Source organism: Ruegeria sp. BHSB064, from assembly GCF_059613205.1.
This window is the reverse complement of record NZ_JBXWSB010000060.1, coordinates 15,516-27,234: the sequence shown is the minus strand read 5'-3', so window position 1 is coordinate 27,234 and position 11,719 is coordinate 15,516. Positions and strand designations below refer to the sequence as shown.

Genomic DNA, 11,719 nt, shown 5'->3' with positions numbered 1-11,719 from the left:
GTCAGCTGTGAAGTGACGGCGTTGCTTCAGATGTTGAATGTGCTCCGGGAGGCGCGCTGCCTCCCTTCTTTACCGGGACATGAAATCTCCATTTCAGATGATGTGCACATAGGATGAACACGTGCACAACACAACAGTTGACGGCTGATTTTGAACTCTTCTTAGTTATCTGTAGCGGCCATTCAACATAAAGAAGGGTAGTCAGCTTCATCCCGCATTGCGTAAGTTCGTCACGTCGCCGATTTCGTACACGCGGCGAACGGCAGGTTTGACGAGCCGCGCCGCAGCGTCAGTGGCCCTCGATTCAGGTCGATTTTGGGCCCGAGAGTAGGTTTCGCAGAAAGTAGACCTTTGGAACGATTTCCTGCCTTTAAGTCGCACCTCAAACTCAAACCGAAAGCGTCTTGGGTATATCGCATGACAACTGTGTTCTGTAAGATTTGCCAGATAACTCATAATCGAAGCTGACCTTCGAAACGGTAACTGGGTGAACGCAGACGTTGTTCATTCTCCCAATTGGAGACTAGGATGAATACCACGGTCTTGGCGCTGCGCTCGCTCTTCTTCTCCGTAGGCATGATCCATCTTTCTACGGCTGCTCTGGGTACGCTTGTTTCGCTACGAATTGCGGAGTCGGGCGGAAGCCAAGAGGCGGCTTCATTTGTTGCTGCGAGCTATTCGCTTGGGTTTTTGCTAGGATGCTTCTTCATCTTCCAACCGCTTGCACGTATTGGTCACATAAGGGCATTTGCCGCGTCGGCTGCGTTGTGCAGCCTTTGTGCGTTACTTTTGTCCTGGACGGACAACACAACGATCCTGACGCTCTCCCGATTTGCGACGGGGCTTGCAACCGCTGCCCTTTATTCCATCGGTGACGCATGGATCAACGACACGGCACCTCCAAACACGAGGGGTCGAGTCTTGTCAATTTACTATATTGTGCTGGGTATTACCTCAGTTGCGAGCCAGGCTTTCATCATTCTGTTTTCAGGTGATCTTTCCGAAGCCTTTGTTGCGATGTCTGCACTATACTCAGTTGCCATAATTGTTCTCGCACCGACAAGAACGTCACCCCCCGAAGTTCCCGAGCAAGCCAACCTAAGGCTGCGGGCTTCTTTCAAGGCTTCTCCGACAGCGTTCATCGGAGTGTTTGTGAATGGTTTTGTGCTAGCCCTCCTATTGAATGTTTTGCCATATCAAGCCTCGGTTGGTGGGCTTGATGCGAACTTGATCGCGTTTGTTGTGGCCGCTTTTTACCTGGGGCGGATCGTGTTCCAGTTTCCGATTGGTAAAGCCTCTGACCAGATGGACAGGCGGTATATCATTGCGGCGATGTCGTTGTGCGCAGCAGTTACAATCATGGTGCTTTCGATTGCGTTCAGGGGCGATGGGTTTACGTTGGCTGGGGATGACGGGCCCATTTTGCAGTTGGTCATGATCATTGGGTCCATTGTTCTCGGCGGGTTGATCATGCCGCTTTACTCGGTGCTACCGAGAACAAACATCACGGACGCGATAATCGTGCACAGATGGGGCAATCCGACTTAAAAACGCTCTTCACCTGCAACGCATATGCAAACCGAACTCTAACCGCTTCCGTTTTCTTGCTGATCAAGGAGGTATGAGTAGGTACCGTTCGTGTCGCGTATCAGTGCCATGTCATACTTTTCAAACCTGCACTTCTGCAGCTCAAGGACATATCCATTCATTTCGCGCACTTGATCCAGCGCTTCGAAAAGGTTCCCAACCCGAACGGTGGGAACCCAAATTGGGCTCTTAGGATCGATCTCTGTTGTATGATGCAAACCGACATTGGCATCAGCTCGCATAATCGAATGAGTTAAGTTACCACGGCTGCTCTCAGTGTGCGTTTCCAACCAAACAACTCATCGTAGAATTTGTTTGGGTAGTCATTGCTTTGCGATAGGTAGACCTCGGGACCGAATTGTTTGGCTGGCGCCGGAAAGGCGTGTGTGGAAAAGCAAATGCCAACGAATGCGCCATTGGGATCGCATAAAAGACAGTTGCGCCCGACACCTGGGACCTCGAAGGGAGGTTTCACAACTCTTCCGCGGAGGTCGACACACCTTTCCGCTGCTCGGTCGACATCATCAACCTCGACATACGGAACCCAGCCACGTAGGTGCGGCATATTGGGTCCCACGATCCCTGCACCTGCCTCATTGGACAATACGCTTAGGATATAGTCTCCTTCGCCTCCGCCCCATGCAAAGTTGGTTGCGTGTTCGACCAAGTAATTCCAGCCCGCGACTCTTTCGTAGAAGCTTTGGGACAAGCGTGCATCGGCTGTAAACAAGTCATGCCAAACAATCCGACCCGTCTTGTTTGAATTCATTGCAGTACCTCTCAGCATGAGTGCGAGGTATCGGGATTTGCCCTGTTTGGTCATTGATTTGAGTCAATGCTGCTCGAAACTCCAAAGGCATCCCGCTGGTCCAAAACTGTCATGCGGCGTGGATCGAGCATTCTGAGAATGGTCTGTGGATCAGTGCAACGAGCAGCATTGCCGCAAAGGTGCCACATGGGCTCTCAGCAACATGAAAACCGCGCCCAGCTGCCTGTCATGCCGGTTCCCAAAGTTCGATTGGATTGCCTTCAGGGTCGTTCAGCCATGCAAACTTTCCATTGGGATACGGAGAATCTGGATCAGGGCGCACTTCTATGTTTTCCGCTTCCAGCTGAGCGATGATCTTATCGAGATCGCGAACACGGAAGTTCAACATGAAAGGCCTTTCACGATTGCCAAAGTACTCGGTGACCTTTTCGAACGGCGCGAAGACCGTCTCGCCGGCTTCTTGCACCCAGCAGGGCGTTTCATAGTCGTTGGGAACTGGGCTTATACCGAGGTGTTTGAAATACCAATCTGCCAGCGCGGCCGGATCCTCCGCTCTGAAGAAAAATCCACCAAAGCCAAGTACTTTCTCCATTTTTTGCCTCCGCAACTTAAAACCCTGATCACAAAATATACTGAATCGATGGACCACGGATATCTTTACTTGGGCTATGCAGCGCATGATGCAAGAAAGCCCGGGGCGCAGCCCGGGCTTGTTTGTCTTAGTGGGACGCCGGCAAAAATTTACTGTGCTTCCTGTGCTTCTTCGCTGATCTGGTTTCCGGCGTTAGATACGTCTCGCCCGAACCCTTCAACTGTTTCACATGCCGTCAGTGTCAAAATTGCTATAAGTGCTGCCAGGTTTCGCATTGTTACTCCCTCACTTCAGTTTTGCAGCGACGTTGTCAGCAAATGCCGCCACAACCGCCTGATAGAATACGTCGCTTTCAACCGACACCTCGTCAGAATTTGTTCCTTCAGGGTAGAAGACGCGTATCTGGTCAGTGGAGACGGTTAAAGTGTAGTTCTCGTCCTTGCTTGCGTCCGGCATGTCGAGGTCCACATCCCCCACCAGCTTCCATTCGCCAACACCGATCGCGGTTTCGAAGTTGTTCGCAAGTGTTACCTCGTCGAGTTCGATCTCGATTTCAGCGCCTTCGACATCTTCCGGAGCGATTTGCGAGACGAGCCTTTCAGCGATTGCTGTTTCGAGGTCTGTTTCCAAGTTCTTCCACGCACTTGCGGCCTCGTAGGTTTGAAGGGCAGACAAATCTGCTACCACGTCAATCTTTGAGACCTGCGTTTGAGCAGCAGCGGCGGTTGCCATCACAGAAATCAGTGCTGTGCTTTGGATCAGGTGTTTCATCGTCATTCTCCTTCTTTGCATTCTTTTTAAGAGCGCAGTTGAAAAACGTGTTCCAGGAGAATTGGTTCCGAAGAATTCTGCTATTCACGGGTTTCTGTTAAACAGTGTGCAGAAGCAGGCAAAGACCTCGTAAAATGTAGCAAGTCACTGCGGAAACGACCGGTGATTTCAGGGAGGATACGGTTGCTTTAGAAACATGATTGCAAGCAATAATCTACGCCGACTGAAGTCTGAGGTTGGCCGATCAAATTTCACCAACTCATGCCAAAGTTGAAATTGGGTGTAACGGGAAGATCGCTAGCTATTCTGATGACAGAAACTCGTCCACTTCCTTTTCGACATCGCTTTTGGACCGGCCATATTTCTGGTGAATAATCTCGACCAACCTTTCTCGTTTTCCCTCGATCTGATCAATTTCGTCGTGCGTCAGCTCGGCCCATTCGGCCTGAACTCGTCCTCTTAGGGTATCCCACTGATCTTGGATATCATCCCAGCTCATAGTGTTTTCCTTTCTTCTCTACCAAACCGGATGCAGGAATTGATTCACGTTAAACCATTTAGGTTTCGATGATGCCGTTTAGGGGGCCAGTCCGAGCGGGAGACAAAGCTGTGCGACTTGGGTGAGAAAGATGTGCAACTATCTGTCGTGTATCACTCATCACAGCTGTTTTTTCGGCTTTGAGGATCAGCCTTGTTGCAGCAGAACTCCCCCACAACGACCTTACCGATTGGTGGTTAGGTGAGTTTAATTGCCGCCTTGCTCAGGGCGTTTTGCATGTCGTCCCAAGCCGCCTCATATCCTTCGCGAATGTCGTCCCATGCTTCTTCGTCGGATTTCTTCAATTCTTCTAACTTGGCCTCCGCCTCGGCTCGTGCAGCGCACAACGCTATGTGATGTGCTTGCAAGGCTCTTTTCGAATCTTCATCGGTTGTTTTTAGCTGTGCTTCGAGATGATCAATCTGAACATTCCAAGTATCGATCTGCAGCTTCGCTTTCTTCTCGTACCCGACCCGTGTCATGTGCTATCCGCATATCTAAGTTGTTGGTTGGCTTATGGTGAGGGTGATCTGGGCGGTCCGAGCAGTTTTGCGCCCAAACGACCGGGACCGCGTCTACCCGTTGCAGCGTCAGCCGGTCTCACTTACTCAGCCGCAATCTTGTCCTGTATGTCAGACGACGCATCTTCGACCATCAAAGTGCGCGTCGGGAAGGGGATGTTGATGTCCGCCTCATCCAGAGCTTCTTTCACACGGCGTTTCATATCCGCCTGGTACTGAAAATACTCCGATGAATTGCACCAAACACGGACCAGAAAGTCCACACTACTGGCGCCCAGATTATTGACTTGAACAAAAGGCTCCGGCTCAGAAAGCGATCGTTCATCGGCCATGATCGTATCGCGAATGACTTTCTCTGCATCTGCCAGGTTTACTCCGTATCCGACGCCAAATTCCCACTCAGCCCGACGTCTGTCGTATACGGAGTAATTCTTGATCGTGTTGCCCCAGACTTCCGAATTTGGAACGATCACCTTCACATTACCCATATCAGCGATTTCTGTGTAATTCAGTGTAATGTCCTTAACCGTGCCGAGCACACCGTCGACGTCCACGAAGTCACCAATCTTAAGCGGACGAAACAGAATGATCATCACTCCGGCCGCCACGTTTGACAGCGTGCCCTGGAGTGCCAAACCTATCGCAAGGCCGGCAGCACCGATAAGAGCAATAATCGAGGTTGTCTGAACTCCGAATGTGTTCAGAATGAACAGTCCGGTGAAGGCCAGAATTGTATATCGGGCCAGATTCCCCAAAAAATTGAATAATGTATCGTCCAGGTGTTCAGATTGTTCGCCAATTCCTCGGATCTTCCGGCGGATATATCCAGATACGGCGAGTCCCAGGATCAGAATGATGAGCGCTGCAATTGTATTGGCAACCAGCCCCAGAATGGCCTCGAGCGTGAGCAGGTCACTCAACGACTTCCCGTCATAGAGCTCCGTGTCCAATATCTGGGTCAGTTGAGCCCACACAGTGTCTTTCACGGTTTCTGCTGTATCAGCGATTTCATTCGCCATATTGAACCCCACTTTCTGCTGTTTGAATTTGCCATCAGTGCTGATCAGAACGCCATGCTCACACTTCGATCATCGCGCTGGACGCAAAGAACATTGCCTGACTGACGGCAGATTTCACCTGTTCTTCCGTGTATGGTTTTGAAATCAGGAAGGCTGGTTCGGGCCCCTTGCCGGTCAACAGACGCTCAGGAAACGCGGTGATAAAGATCACCGGACGATCGCCGTGCGTCTCAAGAATCCTGTTAACTGCGTCAATACCGCTGGATTTATCGGCCAACTGAATATCTGAAAGAACTAAATCAAAGTGTTCGCGTTCTGCCAGATCCAAAGCGGCTGACTCCGTGCGCGCGACGCCAACAACTCGATGACCCAGCTCAGCAACCATCGACTCAAGATCCATGGCGATAATCGCTTCATCTTCGATGATTAGAACACGGCCAGACATATGCTTGGCCATCTCGTCATAGGCAATTTCGATAAGCTTGGAGGCTTCGGATGCCTCAATTTTCATAATGGTCGCAATGTCACTGACGGAAAATTCCTCAACGGTCCGGAGCAACAACGCTTCTCGTGTGTTCGGGGTCAACCGGGCCAGTTGGGCATGTGCACGGGTTAACAGATCGTCGCTGTTGCCGTCGGCTTCGTGAGCATTTCCGGACGTGGCCCAGATTCCATGAAAGGTGCGAAAAAGTGCAACTCTCGGTGACAGATCACTGCTATATTGATCCGTGTCTGAAATTATGGCTTCCAGCGTTGCGGCAGCATATGCATCACCGCGGGATTGTGAACCGGTCAACGCTCGGGCATACCGGCGGAGAAAAGGCAAAACAGGGCCGATCTGATCCGCCACAGATACTCCGGACAGCTGCGTCATTTTTTGTCATCCTTTTTTTTTCACTATCTTTGGAACCAAACGCACACTCGTGCGTTATGGTTCCGAGAAAAGGAAAACTTTTTTGATGATGCCATGACAAATCCACAGCAATCGCGCCACGACCGGCGAGAAATAGAACAAAGAATAGACGAAAACCTCAAGCGAGCCTTCGATCAGCTCGCCAGTGAACCTGTTCCTGATCGGTTTGTTGATCTGCTCAGTCAACTGCGCGCCCAGGAGAGCGGCAACAAAACCGCTGACGCAGGAGGCACAGATGACTGACCCGAGAGACGAACTTGTCGAACATATCGGTCCCATGCGTGCTTTTGCAATTAGTCTGTGTCGGAACGCAGCAACTGCAGATGATATCGTTCAGGACGCTCTGGTGAAAGCCTGGAGCAAGATTGACTCCTTTGAGGAAGGAACCAACATGCGTGCTTGGCTGTTCACGATTGTGCGCAACACGTATTTTTCTCTGCACCGGAAGCGGAAGCGTGAAGTTGAAGACGTGGATGGGGCAATGGCCGAAACGCTCGCGCAAAAACCCGAGCATGACGGTCGTCTTGCCTTCAAGGATTTTTCGGTGGCTTTTGACCAACTGAATGACGAACAACGCGAAGCTCTCATCCTGGTGGGCGCGCAAGGGTTTTCATACGAGGATGCCGCAGATATGTGCGGAGTTGCCGTGGGTACGATCAAAAGCCGTGTCAACAGAGCGCGTGCACAGTTGGCAGAGTTGATGGGCCTGTCTGATAGTGAGCCAGTAGAGTTGACTGATGCCGTTACGGTCGCAATCGTGCAAACGCAACCGGCGGCCTGATCGTCCATGGAAGCAGGGCGCCGCAGCCTGACCGTCTATCTGGCGTTGCTTGTGACGCTGGCGCTTTTACCGTTAGGTCTAATCGCGGTCTATCAAACGCGCGCAGTGATCATAGAAGCAGATGAAAAATCGCGTAAGTCAGTGCTTGCGCGAACCATCGAAGCCGCTAACCGGGAGCGCGAGCTGCTTCAAAGGGCCGTGGGTGTTGGTTCTGGTTTGTCCGCTTCGTTGGCTTCGGCATCGATCACGGATGCGAACTGCTCCGCAATGATGGAAAGGCTGATCGACAGTGAGCCCGAGTTCGTTTTTGCCGGGTTCATTCAGCCCGATGGTGTCATGTCGTGTTCAACAGCAGGTGGCATCATGGACCTCTCCGAGGCACCTGGTTTCTTGGAGATTTCAGAAAATCCCCAACTGACGTTTTCCGTGAACAGATCGGGGGCTGTAACCGGACAATCGGTAATCATCGTCACTCAGCCGGTCATAAGCCAATCAAATCTGATCGGTTTCGTGTCCATTTCAATCCCGCATGCGTTGGCTCGCACGCCATTGGAAGGCGACAGTTTCTCAAGTGATGTGATCATTGCGCTTTTTGACGAGGGTGGAGACGTGCTGTCTTCCAATATTGGTCTCGATTTGGTCACTGATTATTTGCCGCAGAACAAACAGTCTTGGCTTCTGATATCCAACTCGGGCAAGACCTTCTCGGCGCGGACAGCAGAGGGAGAAGATCGTGTTTTTGCTGTTGCGACAATCGTTCCAGGCGAAGTCGCCGTGATCGGTAGCTGGCCTCGTGAAGCCGCCCTTGCCTCTGCTGGTTCTGGTGGAAAGGCGTTGACGGTTGCGTTTCCGATTTTGATGTGGGTGACAGGTTTGGGGGTGGCTCTTTGGGGGTTGCACCGGTTGGTGATCCGTCATCTCGACAGCCTGCGATCAGCGGTTCGCCGGTTTGCGTTGGGAGAGCGTGATCAAATTGAGAGTCTGAAAAATGCGCCGCAAGAGTTTGTGCAACTCCAAACCGCATTCAACAGAATGGTCGTTCTTGTCCGAGAGGCGGAAAACCAGCAGGAACAAGACCTTGTCGAGAAGACACTGCTGCTGCGGGAAGTCCACCACAGAGTTAAGAACAATCTTCAGCTCATAGCTTCGATCATGAACATGCATATGCGCAGTGCAGAGTCGGCCGAGGCCCGTCGATTGTTGGGCCAACTTCAGCGGCGGGTTCGTGGCCTTGCGATGGTGCACCAAACCCTGAACCAGAACTCGAAGATGACGACTATAAACACTGAGACGCTGGTTGGTCGGCTGGTTTCTGAGCTTGCGCACCGCCCACCAATCCATGGTCAACCCGTCGAAGTGATCTGTGATATTCAACCAATTGAATTGGGCCAGGACCAAGCTGTCACTTTGTCGATGCTCGCGGCCGAAGCGTTGACCAACGCAATAAAGTACGTTGGTGTACCGGAAGAGGGCCCACCAATGATCTCTGCGGTGTTGAGAGCGACCACTGACGGAGCGATTGTTTTGAAGATTGCCAACAGCCGCGGACGCAGTGATGATGAAGAGGCCGCGTTTCATAGCGGCGGTATCGGTCAGAGGTTGATGCAGGCATTTGTCAGCCAGCTTGACGGATCAGACCATGTCACTGAGACACCCTCTCAATACCTCTATGAGGTGACATTCGAGATTGCCGAGGTTGATGGTGCAAGCATACCAAAAAACCTGCCCAATGACGGAGACGGTGATGCCAGGGCAGCAGCAGAGTGACTTTCAAGTTCTGATCACAGCAGAGCAAGCCTGGCCTGCGTTTGAGCAAGCAGTTCTTGAGGCAAAGGAAGAGATAAAGGCAAGTTTCAGGATCTTTGATTTTGAGACTAAACTCGTTGGCGCGGCAGCCCGAAACATCGGTGAAACATGGTTTGATCTGCTTGAATATGTTATCCGCAACGGCGTGTCATTTGAGCTGGTTCTGAGTGATTTCGATCCTGTATTTGCTACCGAACTCCATGAGCTGAGCTGGCGCTCAAAAAGGCAGGCGCAGAAGTTGGCCGAGACCCTGGGCCCGGATTTGGCTCAAACCTTAAATGTTCGCGTATCTATGCATCCTGCCAAAGCGGGGACTTTGCCTTGGGCGGCGCTTTTACCTGCGGTTTTAAGAAAAAAGACGCAAAAAAAGCATCTGATCGAGCGAGCGCAATCACAACGTGAGGCGGCGGGCGATGGCTCAGACAGTTTACCTCAACTACACACGGTGTCTCATCACCAAAAAATTGCGGTGATCGATAGACAGGTCTGCTATCTCGGCGGGCTTGATCTGAACGCAAGGCGCTTTGACACACAAGATCATGACCGTTTGGCAAAGAACACCTGGTCCGACGTCCAGATACTGGTGCGCGGTCCTGAAGCGGAAGAAGTCGCACAGCATATTGATAGTTTCGAGAATGAGATCGCCACTGGTGCCGCCCGGCCAAAAGGCAAATACCTGCGCCGAACCCTGTCCAGTCCTCGACGGTTTGGGTTTTGGAGATTGTCACCGAAGACAATTGCGCGAGAGATCGAAGATGAACACATCAACGCATTCAAATCCGCGAGAGATCTCATACATATCGAAACCCAGTATTTCAGATCAACCCAACTCGCGGAGGCTTTGGCGGAGGCTGGAAAGAATAATTCGAGTTTGAAGGTGGTGTTGGTATTACCTGCGTTGCCAGAAGAGGTGGCGTTTGGCAAACACACTGGTCTTGATGCGCGCTACGGTCTGGACCTCCAGGCAAAGTGCCTGAGCATCATTCAAGAGGGATTGGGAGACCGTGTGTCCCTTGCGACGCCAGTACAACCCGCCTCAGCCAGCGGAGCACATGACGATATTGAAGTGCTCTCGGGATCTCCAATCATTCATGTGCACAATAAAGTGCTTGTTGTTGACGATACTTTCGCGCTTGTCGGGTCCGCTAATCTCAATGGGCGATCATTGCGTTGGGATACTGAGGCAGCTCTGCGTGTGACCGACATAGAACGCATCAACTTGCTGCGTCGAACCCTGGTTGACCATTGGTGGTTTGAAGACTGTGCGCGATACAGTCTTGAGCCGGGCCAAATGTTCGAATGGTGGAGTCGCGAAGTTCAGGCGAATGGATTGCGTCGCCCTGAAGGGCGCTCAGGCTTCCTGGTGCCGCATGATCCGAAGGCAGGGAGCGAAATTCGACAGTCATTGCCAGGTGTGACCGAAGACATCGTTTAGCCATCCAGTGCGTTGCTGTTTTTCTCAATAGCGGGAGACATAACTTCTGGGTTTAGCAACACGCCAATCCACAAGAGAATGGGCAGTACAATGATCGCTCCCACCGGCCCCCAGAGCCACAATCCAAATACGATCGCAATAAAGACAACCAACGGGTTTACTTGCAGGCGTTGCCCAACAAATACCGGCGTTACGAATTGGGCCTCTGATACGTTGATTATCAAAAAGAGGAGCGGAGGTAAAAAAGCAGCCGCGCCACCGAATTGTGTGAGGCCGGCGATCAGCAAACCTGTCATGATTACAAGTGGGCCGAGGTAGAGAATGAAGTTCAAAAGCCCGGCGGCCAATCCCCAGATCAACGGATCACTGATGCCCACTATCCCCAGGACAGCTGACGTCACAATCCCCAAGCCGATATTCACAAGCGTCACGGCCGCGAAATAGCGATATACAGCCTGGTCTGCCAAATAGAGGCGTGACTTGAATGCACCGGCCGAGGCATAGAGCTCGCGCCGCGTTAACACGAAGAAGAAAAGTGTTCCAATGAATATCAGAATCTGAGACCCAAAATTCGGCGCCAACCACAGTGCATCCATGACGGAGGGCAGGGTGGTCTCGGTAGTAGCTTCCCCATCTGCCCCAACTGTTTCTTCTATTTCGCGCCCTATTGTTTCAATGCCTCGCATGAATTCCGACATCGCAGCGACCCACGATTGAAGCTCGCGCCGAATTGCCGGCAATTGTTCGACCAATGTCGAAAGCAACGGTTCCAGAAGAAGAAATGCTGCAACCACTATAGTGCACGTCAGGATCAGCAAAGCCGACGCTGAAACGACCCGGGGACAACCCGCTCGTTCGAGCTTGTCTGCAAGCGGGGAGGCGACTACTCCGAGAACAAGAGCGAACGCGATCGGGGCAAGGATAGATTTAGCCAAATAAAGGGATGTGAGCACGGCAATCGCTGTAAGGACTGCAACCATTACGCGC

General features: G+C 51.8%; 14 protein-coding genes. 5 read left to right on the top strand and 9 right to left on the bottom strand.

The window, feature by feature from the left end; all coding sequences use genetic code 11:
* Positions 1-528: 528 nt before the first annotated feature.
* Positions 529-1,548: an MFS transporter gene (locus AC2FNU_RS14650; protein WP_496789773.1), complete on the top strand. Its 1,020-nt coding sequence runs from the start codon at positions 529-531 to the stop codon at positions 1,546-1,548.
* 292 nt (positions 1,549-1,840) lie between these two features.
* On the opposite strand, the gene AC2FNU_RS14645 is transcribed toward AC2FNU_RS14650, so the two are convergent.
* From AC2FNU_RS14645 to AC2FNU_RS14610, 8 genes are all read right to left on the bottom strand, one after another.
* The gene (locus AC2FNU_RS14645; RefSeq protein ID WP_496789776.1) at positions 1,841-2,356 is read right to left on the bottom strand and encodes a VOC family protein; all 516 of its coding nucleotides are present in this window, start codon (positions 2,354-2,356) and stop codon (positions 1,841-1,843) included.
* 226 nt (positions 2,357-2,582) lie between these two features.
* Positions 2,583-2,948 carry a VOC family protein gene (locus AC2FNU_RS14640; protein WP_496757720.1) on the bottom strand — a complete coding sequence of 122 codons (366 nt, stop codon included), beginning with the start codon at positions 2,946-2,948 and terminating at the stop codon, positions 2,583-2,585.
* Between the two features lie 149 nt (positions 2,949-3,097).
* Positions 3,098-3,223, bottom strand: a complete 126-nt coding sequence (locus tag AC2FNU_RS14635; RefSeq protein WP_171331873.1) for an entericidin A/B family lipoprotein — start codon at positions 3,221-3,223, stop codon at positions 3,098-3,100.
* A gap of 10 nt (positions 3,224-3,233) precedes the next feature.
* Positions 3,234-3,719 carry a hypothetical protein gene (locus AC2FNU_RS14630; protein WP_496789771.1) on the bottom strand — a complete coding sequence of 162 codons (486 nt, stop codon included), beginning with the start codon at positions 3,717-3,719 and terminating at the stop codon, positions 3,234-3,236.
* A gap of 301 nt (positions 3,720-4,020) precedes the next feature.
* Positions 4,021-4,218: a CsbD family protein gene (locus AC2FNU_RS14625; RefSeq protein ID WP_496789768.1), complete on the bottom strand. Its 198-nt coding sequence runs from the start codon at positions 4,216-4,218 to the stop codon at positions 4,021-4,023.
* Between the two features lie 236 nt (positions 4,219-4,454).
* Positions 4,455-4,739 carry a sll1863 family stress response protein gene (locus tag AC2FNU_RS14620; RefSeq protein WP_496789764.1) on the bottom strand — a complete coding sequence of 95 codons (285 nt, stop codon included), beginning with the start codon at positions 4,737-4,739 and terminating at the stop codon, positions 4,455-4,457.
* A gap of 122 nt (positions 4,740-4,861) precedes the next feature.
* A complete protein-coding gene (locus tag AC2FNU_RS14615; RefSeq protein WP_496789762.1) occupies positions 4,862-5,797 on the bottom strand; it encodes a mechanosensitive ion channel family protein in 936 nt (311 codons plus the stop codon).
* Between the two features lie 58 nt (positions 5,798-5,855).
* Positions 5,856-6,671, bottom strand: a complete 816-nt coding sequence (locus tag AC2FNU_RS14610) for a response regulator (RefSeq protein WP_496789758.1) — start codon at positions 6,669-6,671, stop codon at positions 5,856-5,858.
* A gap of 3 nt (positions 6,672-6,674) precedes the next feature.
* Between AC2FNU_RS14610 and AC2FNU_RS14605 the strand changes: the two genes are divergently transcribed.
* From AC2FNU_RS14605 to AC2FNU_RS14590, 4 genes are read left to right on the top strand one after another with little or no spacing between them, the layout of a single operon-like run.
* Positions 6,675-6,953: a NepR family anti-sigma factor gene (locus tag AC2FNU_RS14605; RefSeq protein WP_496789755.1), complete on the top strand. Its 279-nt coding sequence runs from the start codon at positions 6,675-6,677 to the stop codon at positions 6,951-6,953.
* Positions 6,946-7,491 (top strand): RNA polymerase sigma factor, encoded by a 546-nt coding sequence (locus AC2FNU_RS14600; protein WP_496789752.1) that lies wholly within the window; start codon positions 6,946-6,948, stop codon positions 7,489-7,491. The genes AC2FNU_RS14605 and AC2FNU_RS14600 overlap by 8 nt, the downstream gene beginning before the upstream one ends.
* 6 nt (positions 7,492-7,497) lie before the next feature.
* Positions 7,498-9,258 (top strand): sensor histidine kinase, encoded by a 1,761-nt coding sequence (locus AC2FNU_RS14595; RefSeq protein WP_496789749.1) that lies wholly within the window; start codon positions 7,498-7,500, stop codon positions 9,256-9,258.
* Complete coding sequence (locus tag AC2FNU_RS14590; RefSeq protein ID WP_496789745.1) at positions 9,221-10,732, top strand: phospholipase D family protein; 1,512 nt, start codon at positions 9,221-9,223, stop codon at positions 10,730-10,732. The genes AC2FNU_RS14595 and AC2FNU_RS14590 overlap by 38 nt, the downstream gene beginning before the upstream one ends.
* On the opposite strand, the gene AC2FNU_RS14585 is transcribed toward AC2FNU_RS14590, so the two are convergent.
* On the bottom strand, positions 10,729-11,712 hold the full coding sequence (locus tag AC2FNU_RS14585; RefSeq protein ID WP_496789743.1) for an AI-2E family transporter: 984 nt from the start codon (positions 11,710-11,712) through the stop codon (positions 10,729-10,731). The two genes, AC2FNU_RS14590 and AC2FNU_RS14585, sit on opposite strands and share 4 nt — an antisense overlap.
* Positions 11,713-11,719: the final 7 nt, after the last annotated feature.

Bases quoted from the DNA above. Each gene is read 5' to 3' on its own strand.
- AC2FNU_RS14595 (WP_496789749.1), top strand. From the start codon at position 7,498: ATGGAAGCAGGGCGCCGCAGCCTGACCGTCTATCTGGCGTTGCTTGTG.
- AC2FNU_RS14640 (WP_496757720.1), bottom strand. From the start codon at position 2,948: ATGGAGAAAGTACTTGGCTTTGGTGGATTTTTCTTCAGAGCGGAGGAT.
- AC2FNU_RS14610 (WP_496789758.1), bottom strand. From the start codon at position 6,671: ATGACGCAGCTGTCCGGAGTATCTGTGGCGGATCAGATCGGCCCTGTT.
- AC2FNU_RS14630 (WP_496789771.1), bottom strand. From the start codon at position 3,719: ATGAAACACCTGATCCAAAGCACAGCACTGATTTCTGTGATGGCAACC.
- AC2FNU_RS14615 (WP_496789762.1), bottom strand. From the start codon at position 5,797: ATGGCGAATGAAATCGCTGATACAGCAGAAACCGTGAAAGACACTGTG.
- AC2FNU_RS14625 (WP_496789768.1), bottom strand. From the start codon at position 4,218: ATGAGCTGGGATGATATCCAAGATCAGTGGGATACCCTAAGAGGACGA.
- AC2FNU_RS14590 (WP_496789745.1), top strand. From the start codon at position 9,221: ATGACGGAGACGGTGATGCCAGGGCAGCAGCAGAGTGACTTTCAAGTT.
- AC2FNU_RS14600 (WP_496789752.1), top strand. From the start codon at position 6,946: ATGACTGACCCGAGAGACGAACTTGTCGAACATATCGGTCCCATGCGT.
- AC2FNU_RS14635 (WP_171331873.1), bottom strand. From the start codon at position 3,223: ATGCGAAACCTGGCAGCACTTATAGCAATTTTGACACTGACGGCATGT.
- AC2FNU_RS14585 (WP_496789743.1), bottom strand. From the start codon at position 11,712: ATGGTTGCAGTCCTTACAGCGATTGCCGTGCTCACATCCCTTTATTTG.
- AC2FNU_RS14650 (WP_496789773.1), top strand. From the start codon at position 529: ATGAATACCACGGTCTTGGCGCTGCGCTCGCTCTTCTTCTCCGTAGGC.
- AC2FNU_RS14645 (WP_496789776.1), bottom strand. From the start codon at position 2,356: ATGAATTCAAACAAGACGGGTCGGATTGTTTGGCATGACTTGTTTACA.
- AC2FNU_RS14620 (WP_496789764.1), bottom strand. From the start codon at position 4,739: ATGACACGGGTCGGGTACGAGAAGAAAGCGAAGCTGCAGATCGATACT.